The organism is Lysobacter humi (ex Lee et al. 2017) (assembly GCF_054781815.1).
On record NZ_BAAGTR010000012.1, the window covers coordinates 238154 to 253894 of the forward strand.

Annotated in this window: 11 protein-coding genes and 1 tRNA gene; 2 read left to right on the forward strand and 10 right to left on the reverse strand. The window is 68.4% G+C overall.

Going from position 1 to position 15741, the window contains the following annotated elements; genetic code table 11:
• Window positions 1-88: 88 nt before the first annotated feature.
• Together ACYVJJ_RS12125 and ACYVJJ_RS12130 are read left to right on the forward strand one after the other, a co-directional pair.
• A complete protein-coding gene (locus tag ACYVJJ_RS12125; protein ID WP_460833906.1) occupies window positions 89-1900 on the forward strand; it encodes a DUF1800 domain-containing protein in 1812 nt (603 codons plus the stop codon).
• A gap of 10 nt (window positions 1901-1910) precedes the next feature.
• Entirely contained in the window at window positions 1911-3362 is a 1452-nt protein-coding gene (locus ACYVJJ_RS12130) for a DUF1501 domain-containing protein (protein ID WP_460833908.1), read from the forward strand.
• Window positions 3363-3640: 278 nt separating this feature from the next.
• Here ACYVJJ_RS12130 and pnp read toward each other — a convergent pair whose 3' ends face one another.
• From pnp to ACYVJJ_RS12180, 10 genes are all read right to left on the reverse strand, one after another.
• Complete coding sequence (gene pnp, locus ACYVJJ_RS12135; protein WP_460833909.1) at window positions 3641-5749, reverse strand: polyribonucleotide nucleotidyltransferase; 2109 nt, start codon at window positions 5747-5749, stop codon at window positions 3641-3643.
• 118 nt (window positions 5750-5867) lie between these two features.
• Entirely contained in the window at window positions 5868-6128 is a 261-nt protein-coding gene (gene rpsO / locus ACYVJJ_RS12140; RefSeq protein ID WP_460833911.1) for a 30S ribosomal protein S15, read from the reverse strand.
• 172 nt (window positions 6129-6300) lie between these two features.
• A complete protein-coding gene (truB, locus tag ACYVJJ_RS12145) occupies window positions 6301-7227 on the reverse strand; it encodes a tRNA pseudouridine(55) synthase TruB (RefSeq protein ID WP_460833912.1) in 927 nt (308 codons plus the stop codon).
• 16 nt (window positions 7228-7243) lie between these two features.
• Entirely contained in the window at window positions 7244-7639 is a 396-nt protein-coding gene (gene rbfA / locus ACYVJJ_RS12150) for a 30S ribosome-binding factor RbfA (RefSeq protein WP_460833914.1), read from the reverse strand.
• 3 nt (window positions 7640-7642) lie between these two features.
• The gene (gene infB / locus ACYVJJ_RS12155) at window positions 7643-10219 is read right to left on the reverse strand and encodes a translation initiation factor IF-2 (protein ID WP_460833915.1); all 2577 of its coding nucleotides are present in this window, start codon (window positions 10217-10219) and stop codon (window positions 7643-7645) included.
• A 70-nt stretch (window positions 10220-10289) separates the two neighbouring features.
• The gene (gene nusA / locus ACYVJJ_RS12160; RefSeq protein ID WP_460833917.1) at window positions 10290-11801 is read right to left on the reverse strand and encodes a transcription termination factor NusA; all 1512 of its coding nucleotides are present in this window, start codon (window positions 11799-11801) and stop codon (window positions 10290-10292) included.
• Window positions 11802-11807: 6 nt separating this feature from the next.
• Window positions 11808-12413: a ribosome maturation factor RimP gene (locus ACYVJJ_RS12165; protein ID WP_460833918.1), complete on the reverse strand. Its 606-nt coding sequence runs from the start codon at window positions 12411-12413 to the stop codon at window positions 11808-11810.
• Between the two features lie 168 nt (window positions 12414-12581).
• A tRNA-Met gene (locus ACYVJJ_RS12170) sits at window positions 12582-12658 on the reverse strand.
• A 79-nt stretch (window positions 12659-12737) separates the two neighbouring features.
• The gene (gene nuoN, locus ACYVJJ_RS12175; RefSeq protein ID WP_460834674.1) at window positions 12738-14171 is read right to left on the reverse strand and encodes an NADH-quinone oxidoreductase subunit NuoN; all 1434 of its coding nucleotides are present in this window, start codon (window positions 14169-14171) and stop codon (window positions 12738-12740) included.
• Between the two features lie 30 nt (window positions 14172-14201).
• Window positions 14202-15716, reverse strand: coding sequence for an NADH-quinone oxidoreductase subunit M (locus tag ACYVJJ_RS12180; RefSeq protein ID WP_460834675.1), 1515 nt, complete (start codon window positions 15714-15716; stop codon window positions 14202-14204).
• Window positions 15717-15741 lie beyond the last annotated feature (25 nt).

The following is a 15741-nucleotide window of genomic DNA, read 5'->3' on the forward strand; positions in this document are numbered from 1 at the left end:
CAGCAGCGGTACCACGGCGTGACCGGGGTCGCATTTCGACAGGGAAACCGGTGCCTATAGTCGCCGCCGGGGATCCACGGACGGTGACATGAAACGAACTGCACGATACGCGGCTTCGCGCGCGCTCTCGCCGGCGGAGCTGATCCGGCGCCGCTACGGCGCGGCCCTTTCCTCGCGCGCCAACCATCAAGTGCCTGCCGCGACGGCGCTGGCCACCGACGCGGTGGAGGCGCCGCCGGAGGTGTCGGGCACGCTCCCTCCGAGAGGCAGCGTGCCCGCGCCGCCCCGCGTGGTGGTTCCTCCGCCCGTCCCGGCGATCGCACCGCCGCGATTCGCGGTGCGCATGCTGCGCAGCCTGAGCTTCGGCCCGACGCCGGCGTCGATCGCGGAGTTCGAAGCGCTGTCCGTGAAGTCGCGCTCGCAGCTCGCCAACTGGGTCGAATGGCAGCTCGACTGGACGTCGATCGACGACAGTGCTCTCGACGCACGCTTCGCCGCCGCCGGCTACACCACCCTCGACAAGCCGCTCACGCAGCTCTGGGCCGACCATGTCGTGGCCAACCCGGCGTACGGAATCCGCATGCTGCCGGCCACCGAGGTGCAGCGCGCCACGTGGATGCGTGCGGTCCACTCGCGGCGGCAGCTGCGCGAGATGGTGGTCGCGTTCTGGCATGCGCATTTCAACGTCACCGCGAGCGATTTCTCGGCCGGGCCGGTCTTCGCGCACTACGATCGCGACGTGATCCGGCAGCACGCGATGGGCAATTTCCGCGCGATGCTCGAGGCGGTCGCGACGAGCCCGTCGATGCTGTACTACCTCGACAACTACATCAATTCGCGGTCCGGCCCGAACGAGAACTGGGCCCGCGAACTACTCGAGCTGCACACGCTCGGCGCGGGCAACTACTACGGCTTCACCGACCCGTTCCAGGTACCGCGCGATCCGGTCGATCCCGCGTATCCCGCCGGCTACACGGACATCGACGTCTACGAGACGGCATCCGCATTCACCGGCTGGACGCTCCGCAACGGCCACTGGGAACATCCGGCCGAAAACGACGGTACGTTCGTCTACCGGCAGTCGTGGCACGATGCCGGCCCGAAGTTCGTCCTCGGCCGCCTGCTCAATCCCGAGCAGCCGGACATGAAGGACGGCCGCGACATCCTCGATCGGCTGGCGAGCCATCCGGGCACCGCGCGCTTCATCTGCACGAAGCTCGCGCGGCGTTTCGTTAGCGATACCCCGCATCCGGGCCTTGTCGCGGGCGCCGCGGAGATCTTCCGCAAGTACTGGCAGGACCCGCGGCAGATCGAGCACGTGCTGCGCTACATGCTGACGTCGGACCACATGCAGTTCTCGTGGGGCCAGAAGGTGCGTCGCCCGTTCGACCTCGCCGTCGCGGCACTGCGCGCCGGCGGCAGCACGTGGTTCATGACGCCCGACGGTGCCCGGGCCAATGACTTCGTCTGGCGCTTCGGCAGCACCGGGCACGAGCCGTTCGCCTGGGCCGCGCCGAACGGGTATCCCGACGTGGCCGCCGCCTGGTCGGGCTCGAGCAACATTGCCATGACGTGGAAGTTCCTCAATTGGCTGGCTGAGACGAACGACAACGGCCTCGCGCTGTTGCCGATCCTCGAGCTGAGCCGGGCGAACGTTCCGGTCTGGACGGCGAACGCGCTGGTCGACTACTGGTGCCGTCGCCTGATCGGCGACCTTCCCACGGAGAGCCAGCGCCAGGTCCTCGTGCGCTTCATGGCGCAGAACGGCGATCCCGCGACCTACGTCATCGCCGACACCGACGCATGGGCCGGCACCGACCTCAAGCGCCATTACAACCGCGCGCGACTGAGGAGCATGGTCTCGCTGATCCTGCTGTCGCCCGAATTCATGAGCCGGTGAGGACGCCCCCATGAACACGCCCCGCATTACCCGGCGCCAGTTCCTCAAGGGCTGCTGCGTCGCCGCCTCCACCGCCGCGGCGGGACCGCGTCTCGTCTTCGGCGACGACGCACACGCCGCACCGAACGGCTACGACACGCTCGTCTTCATATTCCTCCGCGGTGGCATCGACGGCCTGAACCTGGTGCTCCCGGTCGACGGCAACGATCGCGGCCACTACGAGCAGGCACGCCCTACGCTCGCGATCCCCGCCAGCGGCACGTACGGCGCCCTCCCGCTCGCCACCAGCGGCACGGCAACCGGCTTCGGCCTGCATCCGTCCGCGACGGGGCTGCGTGACCTCTGGGCCTCGCGGAAGCTCGCCGTCGTCCATGCCTGCGGGCTGCTCACGGCAGTCACCCGCAGCCACTTCGACGCCCAGTTGCTGATCGACCAGGGTCTCTCGCGCGGCGGCTGGATGGCGCGTGCCATCGAGAGCCATCCGGGTGGCCTCAACGCGACGATGTCGGCGCTGGCGGCCGGGAGCCGCCAGCCGGCGAGCCTCAATGGCGCGACGCAGGCGATCACGATGGACACGCCCGCCGACTTCTCGCTCAACGCCGGCGCCTACGCATGGCAGCGCACGCGCTCCGATTCACCGGCCGGCCTCGTCGGGCTCAACGAGACCCTGCCGCAGCTCTGGGGCGGCACGACGGCGATGGAGCAGTCGGGCAAGCGCGCGCACCAGGCGCTGTCGGTGATCGCCTCGCAGCCCTATGGCGCGACGCCGGCCGGCTGGCCGACCGGCGCGTTCGCCCGCCAGTTGTGGACCGTGGCGCAGTCGATCAAGTTCGACCTCGGCCTGCGGTACGCCGCGATCGATCTCGGCGGCTGGGACACGCACGACGGTCAGGGGTCGGCCGGCGCCGGCTACCACTACTACCAGAACAAGATCGCGGAACTGTCGGCTGCACTGGCCGCCTTCCATGCCGAGCTCGACGTCGGCGGACAGGCGTCTCGCGTGACGGTCGTCGTGCAGTCCGAGTTCGGCCGGCGAGTGCGGGAGAACGCGGCGCGCGGCACGGACCACGGCTACGGCAACCCCGTGCTCGTGCTCGGTGGCGCGGTGAACGGTGGACGCTTCTACGGGCAGTGGCCGGGCCTCGCACCGGAAACGCTGTCGGCGACCTACGGCGACGTTCCGGTCACCACCGACTTCCGTCGCGTCCTGTCGGAGATCCTGGTGCGACGCATGGGCAATCCGAACCTGTCGACGGTGTTCCCGCAGTACGCCGGCTACGCGCCCATGGGGATCGTGCAGGGCATCGACGCACCGACGACGGGCGTGACGCCGATCGAGCCGACGTCGCCAGTGGTCATACCGGCCGACACGCAACAGACATCGGCGGACCTTGCCGTCGAGAGGCAGCTGCGCGCGCGCGGCGGTTCGCTCCGGGATCAGGTGCTGCGCCGCAATCTGTAGCGCGTCCACACGCGGACTGGAGCACGAGCGAGCTGGCGAATGCCTGCTCGTTCCGTGGTCGGGTGATGGGGCACGCCATCGGCCCGCGAGCGTCGAGAGGGCGTCGCAACGGCTGCGATCCGGGCCGCGCGTCCTGATCGAAAGACAGCGCGCCGCTTGTCGCCGCGTCCGCTCGCCATCCATCGCGCACCTAGGCCGAACCCAAATCCCGGCCACACAAACCACAAAAGAAGAGCGGGCCGAAGCCCGCTCTTCTCATTCCAGCGTCAGCCGACCGCTTACTCCGCGGCCACGCCCTCGCCTTCCTCGACGGCCTTCATCGACAGGCGGATACGGCCCTGCTTGTCGACCTCCAGCACCTTGACCTTGACCACATCGCCTTCCTTGAGCTTGTCGGACACCTTCTCGACGCGCTCGTTGGAGATCTGCGAGACGTGCACCAGACCGTCCTTGCCCGGCAGGATGGTCACGAACGCGCCAAAGTCCATGATCTTGGCGACCTTGCCCTCGTAGATGCGGCCCGGCTCGACGTCCGAGACGATCTGGTCGATGCGCGCCTTCGCGGCCTGCGCCGCGGCGGCGTTGACCGAGGCGATGACGATCGTGCCGTCGTCCTGGATGTCGATCTGCGTGCCGGTCTCCTTGGTGATCGACTGGATGGTCGCGCCACCCTTGCCGATGACTTCGCGGATCTTGTCCGGGTGGATCTTCATCGTGAGCAGGCGCGGCGCGTACTCGGACAGCTCGGTACGCGGCGACGTCAGCGCATGCGCCATCTCGCCGAGGATGTGCAGACGGCCCTGCTTCGCCTGCGCGAGCGCGACCTTCATGATCTCTTCGGTGATGCCCTGGATCTTGATGTCCATCTGCAGGGCGGTGATGCCCTCCGACGTACCGGCCACCTTGAAGTCCATGTCGCCGAGGTGATCCTCGTCACCGAGGATGTCGGACAGGACGACGAACTGCTCGCCCTCCTTCACCAGGCCCATCGCGATGCCGGCGACCGGCGCCTTGATCGGCACGCCGGCGTCCATCAGCGCGAGCGACGAGCCGCAGACCGAGGCCATCGACGACGAGCCGTTCGACTCGGTGATCTCCGACACGACGCGGATCGTGTACGGGAACTCCTCCATCGTCGGCATCACCGCGAGCACGCCGCGCTTGGCGAGGCGGCCGTGGCCGATCTCGCGACGCTTCGGGCCCATCATGCGGCCGGCTTCGCCGACCGAGTACGGCGGGAAGTTGTAGTGGAACAGGAAGTGTTCCTTGTACTCGCCCGAGACGGCATCGATGATCTGGCCGTCGCGCGCGGTGCCGAGGGTGGCGACCACGATCGCCTGCGTCTCGCCACGGGTGAACAGCGAGGAGCCGTGCGTACGCGGCAGCACGCCGACGCGCGAGGCGATCGGACGCACGGTGTCGAGCGCGCGGCCGTCGATGCGGACCTTCGTGTCGATGACCGAGCCGCGCATCGTCTGGTACTCAAGCTCACCGAACTCCTTCACGAGCTCGGCGGTCGACCAGCCGTTCGCCTCGATCTGGCCGGCGAGGGCTTCGATCACGTCCTTGCGCAGCGCGCCGATCGCGCTGCGGCGCTCGGCCTTGACGCGGATCTGGTAGGCCTGGGCGAGACGGTCGCCGATCGCGCTGCGGAGGGCGGCGATCATCGACTCGTTCTTCGCCGGCGCCTGCCAGTCCCACTTCGGGTTGCCGACTTCGGCGACGAGCTCGTTGATCGCGTTGATCGCGATCTGCATCTGCTGGTGGCCGAACATCACGGCGCCGAGCATCACGTCCTCGGACAGCACCTTGGCTTCGGACTCCACCATCAGCACCGCGTCCTTCGTACCGGCGACGACGAGCTCGAGCGCGGATTCCTTCAGCTGCGAGGCCGTCGGGTTCAGCACGTACTGGCCGCCGATGTAGCCGACCTTCGCGGCGCCGATCGGGCCCTGGAACGGGGCACCGGTGAGTGCGGTGGCCGCGGATGCGCCGAGGAGCGCCGGGATGTCACCGTCGATCTCGGGATTGAGCGACATCACCGTGGCGATGATCTGGACTTCGTTCTTGAACTCTTCCGGGAAGAGCGGACGGATCGGCCGGTCGATGAGGCGCGAGGTCAGCGTCTCCTTCTCCGTGGCGCGGCCTTCGCGCTTGAAGAAGCCGCCCGGGATGCGACCACCGGCGTAGAAACGCTCCATGTAGTCGACGGTGAGCGGGAAGAAGTCCTGGCCTTCACGTGCCGTCTTGGCCGCGACGGCCGAAACGAGCACCACGGTGTCGCCCATCGTCACGATGACGGCACCGCCCGCCTGGCGTGCGACTTCGCCGGTTTCGAGGGTGACCTGATGCGCGCCGTACTGGAAGGTCTTGGTAATTTTCGCCACGTTGTGTGATCCCTTGTGTCTCTAGATGCGTTCGCCCGGAGCCCCTGCCCCGGCCGGTGTAAACGTTGACTCCAAAAACAAACCGCGGCGCATCGCTGCGCCGCGGTCGGTGTGCGTCTTAGCGACGCAGGCCCAGCTTCTCGATCAGGGCCTTGTAGCGCTCGACGTCCTTGCGCTTCAGGTAGTCCAGCAGGCTGCGACGGCGGTTGACCATCTGCAGCAGGCCACGACGCGAGTGGTGGTCGTGCTTGTGCTGCTTGAAGTGCTCGGTGAGCTGCTCGATGCGGGCGGTCAGGAGGGCGACCTGGACTTCCGGGGAGCCGGTATCGCCCGTGCCGCGCGCGTGTTCGCCGATGACTTTTGCGGTGTCGATGGACATCTTTTTTCCTTGAGACGCGGAACCCGCAGGAACGTGGCGGCCGGTAACGATTCCGGCCGACGCACCGCATGGTCCGTCGGATGAGAGTGGGTATTGCCCGAAAAGGCGCGCGTATTGTAGCCGCGCGGGGGCCGGCCCAACAAGGCGAAGAGTCGCCGTCTGGCGGCGGGTGCTAAGCGGCGGCCCAGCTGAAAAGCCGCTGCGGCCGCAGCAGCTCGCCTTCACGCGAGGCGAGCCCGAGCAGGCGGCCGTCCTCGGCCTTCGCCACGATCGTCACGCCGCCGCGCAGGCCGTCACCTAGCGTGTCCAGCGGCACGGCCTGCCCGTGCCCGAAGCGGCGGGCCATTTCGGGCGGGAGCGTCGTGGACGGGAAGCCGGCGAGCCCCACCTCGATCGGCAGGATCCGCGCGTCGAGCGCGTCCGGCCGCTCCGAAAGCTCGTGCAGCGCGTCGAGCCCGAGCATGTCGGGGCTGCGGAACGGGTCGACCCACAGCCGGCGGAGCCGCGTGACGTGCGCGCCGCAACCGAGCGCCTCGCCGAGGTCGCGCACCAGGCTCCGGACGTAGGTGCCCGAGCCGCATTCGACGTGCAGCTCGATGTCGGTACCGTCGTAGGCGACCGCACGCAGGTCGTGCACCTCCACCTCGCGCTCCGGCGCTTGCACAGCCTCGCCCCGCCGGGCGCGAGCGTAGAGCGGCTCGCCGCCCTGCTTGAGGGCCGAATAGATGGGCGCGCGCTGGGTGATCCGCCCGCGCAGCGGCGCGAGGGCGGCCTCCAGCATGGCGGCATCGACTGCAGGAACCGGCCGCTCGCGCAGCGGCAGCCCGTCCGCGTCATCGGTATCGGTGGTGAGGCCGAGCCGCGCGGTGGTCGCATAGGCCTTCCGCGCGCCGAGCAGCAGCCCCGCGATCTTCGTGGCCTCGCCGAAGCAGATGGGCAGCAGGCCGGTCGCGAGCGGATCGAGGCTACCGGTATGACCGGCCTTCTCGGCCCGCAGCAGATGGCGGACGCGCTGCAGCGCCTGGTTCGAGCTCAGCCCGGCGGGCTTGTCGAGCAGCAGGATGCCGTCCAGGCGGCGGAAGCGGGTCTTCTCGCGCACGGCGTGGCCGGCAGGCTCACGCCTCGCCGTCGGTTCCGCCCGTCGCGTCGGCCTCGTCGCCGTCGGCCGGGCGGTCGCGCTGGAGCAGCTGCTCGATGCGCTCGCCGCGGTCGAGCGATGCGTCGTACGCGAAATGCAGCTCCGGCACGTGCCGCAGCTTCATCGCGCGGGCGAGCTCGTAACGGATGTCCTTGGCGGCCTCGCGCAGGCCCTTGACCGCCTCCGGCCCGCGCTCGCCCTGCAGCGCCGTCACGAAGACCTTCGCATGCGCCATGTCGCGCGTGATCTCGACGTCGGACACGCTGACGGACGGCAGCCCGAGGTCACGGACGGCCTGGTGCACGAGCGTGCCCAGCTCACGGCGGAGCTGGGCGGCGACGCGGTCGGTGCGATGGAAGGACTTGGACGGCATGGCTCAGAGCGTGCGCTGCACTTCGATGCGCTCGAAGCACTCGATCTTGTCGCCCGCCTTGACGTCGTTGTACGCCTTGACACCGATGCCGCACTCGGTGCCGTTGCGCACCTCGTCGACGTTCTCCTTGAAGCGACGCAGCGACTCCAGCTCGCCCTCGAAGATCACCGTGTCCTGGCGCAGCACGCGGATCGGCTTGCCGCGGCGGATGACGCCCTCGATGACGATCGAGCCCGCAACCGCGCCGAACTTCGAGGAGCGGAACACGTCGCGCACCTCGGCGGTGCCGATGATCTCCTCGCGGATCTCCTTGCCGAGCACGCCCGAGGCGATCTGCTTCACCTGGTCGATGACGTCATAGATGATCGAGAAGTAGCGCAGGTCGATGCCCTGGTTCTCGATGACCTTGCGCGCCGTCGCATCCGCACGGACGTTGAAGCCGATGATCGTGGCCTTCGACGTGCCGGCGAGCTGCGCGTCGGACTCGGTGATGCCGCCGACGCCGCCGCCGATCACGTTGATGCGGATCTGCTCGTTCGAGAGGCTGGTCAGCGCATCGCGCAGCGCCTGCACGGAGCCCTGCACGTCCGCCTTCACCACGAGGTTGAGCGTCTGCTGGCTGGCGCCCTCGCCCATCTGCGCGAGGATGTCCTCCATGCGGTTACCGCCCTGCGCGACCAGCCGCGACTCGCGGCGCTTGGTGTCGCGCTGCTGGGCGACATCCTTCGCCAGGCGCTCGTCCGCGACGACGACGAAGTCGTCGCCCGCATCCGGCACGCCCGACAGGCCGAGCACCTGCACCGGGATCGACGGGCCTGCCGAATCGACCTGGCGGCCGTTCTCGTCGAACAGCGCACGCACGCGGCCGTACTGCACGCCGCAGACGACGTAGTCGCCCTTGGCGAGCGCGCCCTGCTGGACGAGCACCGTGGCGACCGGGCCGCGGCCCTTGTCGAGCGCGGACTCGATGACCACGCCCGTGGCGCGGCCTTCCGGCACCGCGCGCAGCTCGAGCACCTCGGCCTGCAGCAGGAGCGAGTCGAGCAGGTCGTCGATGCCCTGGCCGGTCTTGGCCGAGAGCTCGACCATCTGCACGTCGCCGCCGAATTCCTCGGCGACGAGATCGTGCGCGAGCAGCTCGTTCTTGACGCGGCTCGGGTCGGCGTCCGACTTGTCGATCTTGTTGATCGCGACCACCACCGGCACGCCTGCGGCCTTCGCATGCTGGATCGCCTCGACCGTCTGCGGCATGACGCCGTCGTCGGCCGCGACCACGAGCACCACGATGTCGGTCAGCTTCGCGCCGCGCGCGCGCATCGCCGAGAACGCGGAGTGGCCCGGGGTATCGAGGAAACTGATGACGCCCTTCGGCGTCTCGACGTGGTACGCGCCGATATGCTGCGTGATTCCACCGGCCTCGCCCGAAGCGACGCGCGTGCGGCGGATGTGGTCGAGCAGCGACGTCTTGCCGTGGTCGACGTGGCCCATGATCGTGACGACCGGCGGACGCACCGCCTTCTCGCCCTGCCCTTCCTCGACGTGCGCGAGGAGCAGGTCCTCGGCGGTCGTCGCGTCGGCGCGCGTCGCGGTGTGGCCGAGCTCCTCGGTCACCAGCGCCGCGGTGTCGTGGTCGATCGTCTGATTGATGGTCGCCATCACGCCCATCTTGAAGAGCGCCTTGACGACGTCACCGCCCTTGAGCGCGAGCTTCTGCGCGAGGTCGGCGACGGTGATCGTCTCGCCAATCGCGACTTCGCGCTTGACCGGCGCGGTCGGGCGCATGAAGCCCGACCCCGTGCGGCTCTGGTCGGGCTGGCGACGGCCGGCCGGCTTCGGCTTGCCACGGCCGCCCGCGCCACGGCGCGCGCGATCGGCGGCGCTGAGGTGCATCTGGCCGGCGAAGCGGCTGGTGCGATCGTCGTCCTCGACCGTGGTCTGCATGACGTGCGAGCCACGGGTCTTGTGGGCCGGCGCATGCGCGGGTGCGCGGGCAGGCTCGGCGGCGCGCGGCGCGGGACGCCCATGGCCGTGCGCCGGCTTGCGCGCCTCGACCTCGGGCTCCGCTGCGGCCTTGGCGATCGCCTCGGCCTCGAGGCGAGCGCGCTCGGCAGCCGCCGCTTCCTCGCGTGCGCGCTGGATCTCCTCGGCACGCTTGCGATCCGATTCGGCGAGGCGCTGCTGCTCGTCGAGGTTGCGCTGGCGCGATTCCTCGAGCTTGCGCAGGATCTCCGCACGCTCGTCGGTCACGCCGCTCGTGCCGCCGTCGGCGTCCCGCACCAGCGTGACCTTCTTGCGGACGACGACGTCGACCGTCTGCTTCGCCTTGCCGCCGCCGACCGTGATCTCCTGCTTGCGGCTTCGGTTCAGCGTGATCTTCTTCGGTGCCTCGACCTCGGCCGCCGTGTCGGCCTTGCCGTGCGAGCGCTTGAGGAAGCCCAGCAGCTTCACTTTCTCGATGCTGGTCACGACCTGGTCGGGGCCGCTGAACTTCATGCCGGCTTCGGCAAGCTGTTCGAGCAGCTTTTCGACCGGCGTGTTGACCAGCTCGGCAAGCTTGCGAATCGTGGTTTGCTGCGACATTCGGAATCCGTGGTTTCGTGGCGCCGGCCGTGGCCCGCGCGGGATGGTGCGATTCTAGACCCCGGGGCCGTCAGGCCTCGCGTTCCAGCCGGGCGATCTCTTCCGCGCGGGCGGCCAGGATCAGCGCGGCCGCGCGCTCCTCGTCCAGCCCCTCGATGCCGAACTCGACGACCTCGTCGGCGCCGAGCTCCGAGAGCTCCTCGCTGGTGCGGATGCCGGCCGCGGCGAGCGCATGCGCCGTCGCCTCGTCCATGCCCTCGAGCGCGAGCAGGTCGTCGGACGGCTGCTGCCCTTCCAGCGACTCCTCCTCGGCGAGCGCGTCGTTGAGCAGCGAGTCGCGGGCACGCGAGCGGAGTTCCTCGACGATATCCTCGTCGAAGCCCTCGATCGCGAGCAGCTCGCCGACCGGCACGTAGGCGATTTCCTCGACGGTGTTGAAGCCTTCCGACACGAGGATGCCGGCGATCTCCTCGTCGACCTCCAGCTTGTCCTGGAACAGCTGGCGCGACGCGGCCTGCTCGGCCTCGCTCTTGGCCTGCACCTGGTCGGCGGTCATCACGTTGAGCTGCCAGCCCGTGAGGCGGCTGGCGAGCCGCACGTTCTGGCCACCCTTGCCGATCGCCTGCGCGAGGCGCTCCTCGGCGACCGCGAGGTCCATCGAGTGCTTGTCCTCGTCGACCACGATCGACTGCACCTCGGCCGGCGCCATCGCATTGATGACGAACTGCGCGGGGTTGTCCGACCACAGGATGATGTCGACGCGCTCGCCGTTGAGCTCGTTGCTCACGGCCTGCACGCGCGAGCCGCGCATGCCGATGCAGGCGCCGATCGGATCCGTGCGGTTGTCGTGTGCGAGCACCGCGATCTTGGCGCGGTCGCCCGGATCACGCGCGCAGGCGCGGATCGACACGAGGCCCTGGCTCACTTCAGGCACCTCGAGCTTGAACAGCTCCATCATGAATTCGGGCGCGGCGCGGCTGATGAAGATCTGCGGGCCGCGCGGCTCGGGGCGCACGTCGAACAGGAAACCGCGGATGCGGTCGCCGGTGCGGACCACGTCGCGCGGAATGCCCTTGTCCTTCGGAATGATCGCCTCGGCGTTGCCGCCGAGATCGACGTAGATGTTGCCGCGCTCCACGCGCTTGACGACGCCCGTGATCAGCTCGCCGACGCGATCCTTCCATGCGTCGATGACCTGCTGGCGCTCCGCCTCGCGCACCTTCTGCACGATGACCTGCTTCGCGGCCTGCGCGGCGATACGCCCGAACTCCGGGTTCTCGATCTGCTCCTCGATGAAGTCGCCGACCTCGACGCCGTCGACCTCGTCGATCGCGTCCATCAGGCGGATCTGGCGGTCGGGCGACTCCATCACGACGTCGTCGGCGACCACTTCCATGCGGCGGAAGGTCTCGTAGCTGCCGTCCTTGCGGTCGATCGCGACGCGCACGAGGACGTCCTCGTCCTGATAGCGCTTCTTCGCGGCGGACGCGAGCGCCGCCTCGATCGCCTCGAAGATCACGTCGCGCGGCACGCCCTTCTCGTTGGCGACCGCATCGACGACCAGCAACAGTTCCTTGCTCATTTCTGATTACTCCGCACGGGACGGCCGCCCGGCCGCCGGCTTAGGGTTGGACTGCTTTCCGGGCGCCTTGCCGGCCTTGCCGGGGCGACCCTTGGAATCCTTGGAAGGCGCATAGCCGAGGGCGACCCAATCGGGGACCAGGCGCGCCTTCTCGATGTTCTCGGCCGAAACGGCCATCTCCAGGGGTTGGCCGCCGAGGCCCTCGATCTCGAAGCGGACGCTGCCGCCTTCCACCGCGACGATGCGCCCCTGCAGGCGACGACGGCCGTCCTGCGGCAGCTTGAGCGTCACCTTCGCGGTTTCGCCGACGTAGCGCGCGAAGTGCTCGACGGTGAAGAGCGGACGATCGACGCCCGGCGACGACACCTCGAGCGTGTAGTTGCCGCTGATCGGATCCTCGACGTCGAGCAGCGCGGAAACCTCGCGGCTCACCGACTCGCAATCCTCGATCCCCACATGGCGGCCCTCTTCGCTGCCGGCCGGCACGTCGATGTACAGGCGCAGGACCGCGCCGCCGGGAGACGGCAGGTACTCGGTGCCGAGCAGCTCCAGACCCAGCGACTCGACGGTCGGGCCCAGCAGCCTCGCGATTTCGGTGGCTTTGTCGGCCATGCGTATCCACTCCATCCGGTCGATCGGCGAAACGTCGCCCCGGAAAACGACAAGGGGCCCATTGGGCCCCTTGTCCGGTACTGCTGGATGTCGGTCGATCGCGTGGAGCCGCGACCGTCGAGCCCAAGCATTCATTCGATCGCGATGCCGCCGACTATCGAATCAATGTGGTAGCGGGGGCAGGATTTGAACCTGCGACCTTCGGGTTATGAGCCCGACGAGCTGCCAGACTGCTCCACCCCGCATCAGGCCGAGAATTGTATGCCGGAGTTCACAGCAGCGCAAGCCTGAATACGCTGCCTCACGATCATTTTCAGCGCGGGATCAGGCGAAGGCCTGCTGGCACCACGCCATGATGGGGCTCCACGCGAGGCCGAGGGCCAGGAGTGCGAGTGCGTTGACGCCGAAGACCATCAGCATCGGGCGGCTCGCCGCAACGGCAGGCACGTCACCGTCCGGCTTGTCGAAGTACATCGCCTTGACGATGCGCAGGTAGTAGAACGCGCCCACCACGGCGAACACGACGCCGACCAGCGCGAGCCACAGCATTCCGCCGTCCACCGCCGCGCGGAGAACCGCGAGCTTCGCCCAGAAGCCGAGGAACGGCGGCAGGCCCGCCAGCGATGCCATGACGCACAGGACGAGGCCGGCGAGCCACGGGCTGCGCGCATTGAGACCGCGGTAATCGTCGACGCGGTCGGCCTCGAAGCCACGGGAGGACAGCACCACGATCGTGCCGAACGCCGCCACCGCCATCAGCGCATAGCTGATCGCATAGAACATCGCGGCCGCGAGGCCCTGGCTACCGCCGCCTGCGAGACCCATGAACAGGAAGCCGACGTGCGAGACCGTTGAATACGCGAGCATGCGCTTGAAGTTGCCCTGCAGCATCGCCGCGAGGTTGCCGATGGCGAGCGAAGCCACCGCGATTGCCGCGACCAGCAGGCGCCACTGGTCGCTCAGGTCGCCGGCGGCCACTTCGAACAGGCGATAGGCCATGCCGAAGCTCGCGAGCTTCGGTGCGGAACCGACGAACAGGGTGATCGGCGTCGGCGCGCCCGTGTAGACGTCCGGCAACCACATATGGAACGGCGCGCCGCCGAACTTGAAGGCGACGCCCGCGAGCATGAAGACCACGCCCGTAATGAGCAGCATGTCGTTCGATGCCGACACCGCCGCGGCGATGCCTTCGAGATCGAGCGTGCCGGTCGCGCCATAGACGAGCGACATGCCGTACAGCAGCAGGCCCGAGGCGAGCGAGCCGAGCACGAAATACTTGATCGCCGACTCGGAGGCGAGCGGGCTGTCGCGATCGATCGCCACCAGTGCATACGAGCACAGGGCGAGCATCTCGAGACCGAGATAGACCATCACGAGGCTGCCGGCGGCGACCAGCAGCATCATGCCGACGGTCGCGAACAGCACGAGCACCGCGATCTCGCCGCGATAGAGCCCCCGCGCGCGCAGGAACGGCCAGATGTAGAGCAGCGACAGCAGCGAGATGCCGAGGATCGACACCTGCAATACGTCGGTCGCGGTGTCGCGGACGAACATGCCGCTGAGCGTGCTTACCTCGCCACCCGGCTGGTTCAGCACGAGCACGGCGGTGACGAGCAGCGCGACCACCGCACCGGCATGCGTCACGATCCGGCGCCGCTCGTCGAGGAACAGGTCGAGCATCAGCAGGAAGAAGGCGGCGCCCGTCAGTACCATCTCCGGGAGGAGTGGCAGCAGGTCGGCGGCGGTCGGCGTGGTCAGGGACATGCGGAGCGGATTCCGTCGGCGTGCTTACAGCTTGGTCGCTTCGATCTGCGCGGCGAGCTGCGCGATCGAAGGCTGCATGAGGTCCGTCAGCGGCTTGGGCCAGAGGCCGAGCAGCAGGACGCCGGCAGCGAAGGCGGAGAGCACGAAGCCCTCGCGGCGGTTGATGTCGGTCAGCTCCGCCACGTGCGGATTGGTGATGTCGCCCCAGATCACGCGCTTGACGAGCCACAGCGTGTAACCCGCGCCGATGATCAGCGTGGTGGCGGCCGCGAACGCGAGCAGCGGATGGGCCTGGAAGCTCGCGAGGATCACCATGAACTCGCCGACGAAACCCGACGTGCCGGGCAGGCCCGAATTCGCCATCGCGAACAGCACCATGAACGCGGCGAACCACGGCATCACGTTCGCGACGCCGCCGTAGTCACGGATCATGCGCGAATGCAGGCGGTCGTAGAGCACGCCCACGCAGCTGAACATCGCGCCGGAAATGAATCCGTGGCTGATCATCTGCACCATCGCGCCCTGCAGGCCGAGCTGCGCGCCTGCGGCATTGCCGTGCTCACGCACCATCGCCAAGGCGATGAAGGTGCCGAGCGTGACGAAGCCCATGTGCGAGATCGACGAATAGGCGATCAGCTTCTTCATGTCGTCCTGCACGAGGGCGACGAGGCCCACGTACACGACGGCGATCAGGCTCAGCGTGATCGCGAGCCACGCCCATTCGGCGCTGGCGTCGGGAACGATCGGCAGCGTGAAGCGCAGGAAGCCGTAGCCGCCGATCTTCAGCATGATCGCGGCCAGCACGACGGAGCCGGCGGTCGGCGCCTCGACGTGCGCGTCCGGAAGCCAGGTATGGACCGGGAACATCGGCACCTTCACCGCGAACGCGATGAAGAAGGCGAAGAAGAGCCACGTCTGCTCGGTCATCGACAGCGGCGCGGCATAGAGATCCGCGAGCTGCCAGCTGCCCGTCTTGAGGTAGAGATAGACCAGCCCGACCAGCATGAAGAGCGAGCCGAGGAAGGTGTAGAGGAAGAACTTCACCGACGCGTAGACGCGGCGCGGGCCGCCCCAGACGCCGATGATGATGAACATCGGGATCAGCATGCCTTCGAAGAAGACATAGAACAGCATCGAGTCCAGCGCCGCGAAGACGCCGACCATCAGGCCCTCGAGGATGAGGAATGCCGCGTAGTACTGGCTGACGCGCTGGTCGATCGAGCCCCACGCGCCGATCAGCACGAGGACGGAGGTGAACGTCGTCAGACCGATGAGGGCCGCCGAGATGCCGTCCACGCCGAGGTGGTAGTGGATGTCGTAGGCCGCGATCCAGATGCGGTTCTCGACGAACTGCATGCCGGGGTTGGCAAGGTCGAAGCCGGTGAACAGCGGGATGCTCGCCAGCAGCGTTACGGCGGCGACGAGCACCGCGAACCAGCGCGCCGCGTTCGGGCGCGTGTTGCCGAAGGCGAGCGTGGCCGCGCCGCCGAGGATCGGCAGCCAGATCAGGAGGCTCAACAAGGGGAAGGTCCCGTTCAGGGGCTCGGGGCTCACGTCGCGGATC

Bases quoted from the DNA above. Each gene is read 5' to 3' on its own strand.
- ACYVJJ_RS12125 (WP_460833906.1), top strand. From the start codon at position 89: ATGAAACGAACTGCACGATACGCGGCTTCGCGCGCGCTCTCGCCGGCG.
- ACYVJJ_RS12130 (WP_460833908.1), top strand. From the start codon at position 1,911: ATGAACACGCCCCGCATTACCCGGCGCCAGTTCCTCAAGGGCTGCTGC.
- rpsO (WP_460833911.1), bottom strand. From the start codon at position 6,128: ATGTCCATCGACACCGCAAAAGTCATCGGCGAACACGCGCGCGGCACG.
- rbfA (WP_460833914.1), bottom strand. From the start codon at position 7,639: ATGCCGTCCAAGTCCTTCCATCGCACCGACCGCGTCGCCGCCCAGCTC.
- infB (WP_460833915.1), bottom strand. From the start codon at position 10,219: ATGTCGCAGCAAACCACGATTCGCAAGCTTGCCGAGCTGGTCAACACG.
- nusA (WP_460833917.1), bottom strand. From the start codon at position 11,801: ATGAGCAAGGAACTGTTGCTGGTCGTCGATGCGGTCGCCAACGAGAAG.
- ACYVJJ_RS12165 (WP_460833918.1), bottom strand. From the start codon at position 12,413: ATGGCCGACAAAGCCACCGAAATCGCGAGGCTGCTGGGCCCGACCGTC.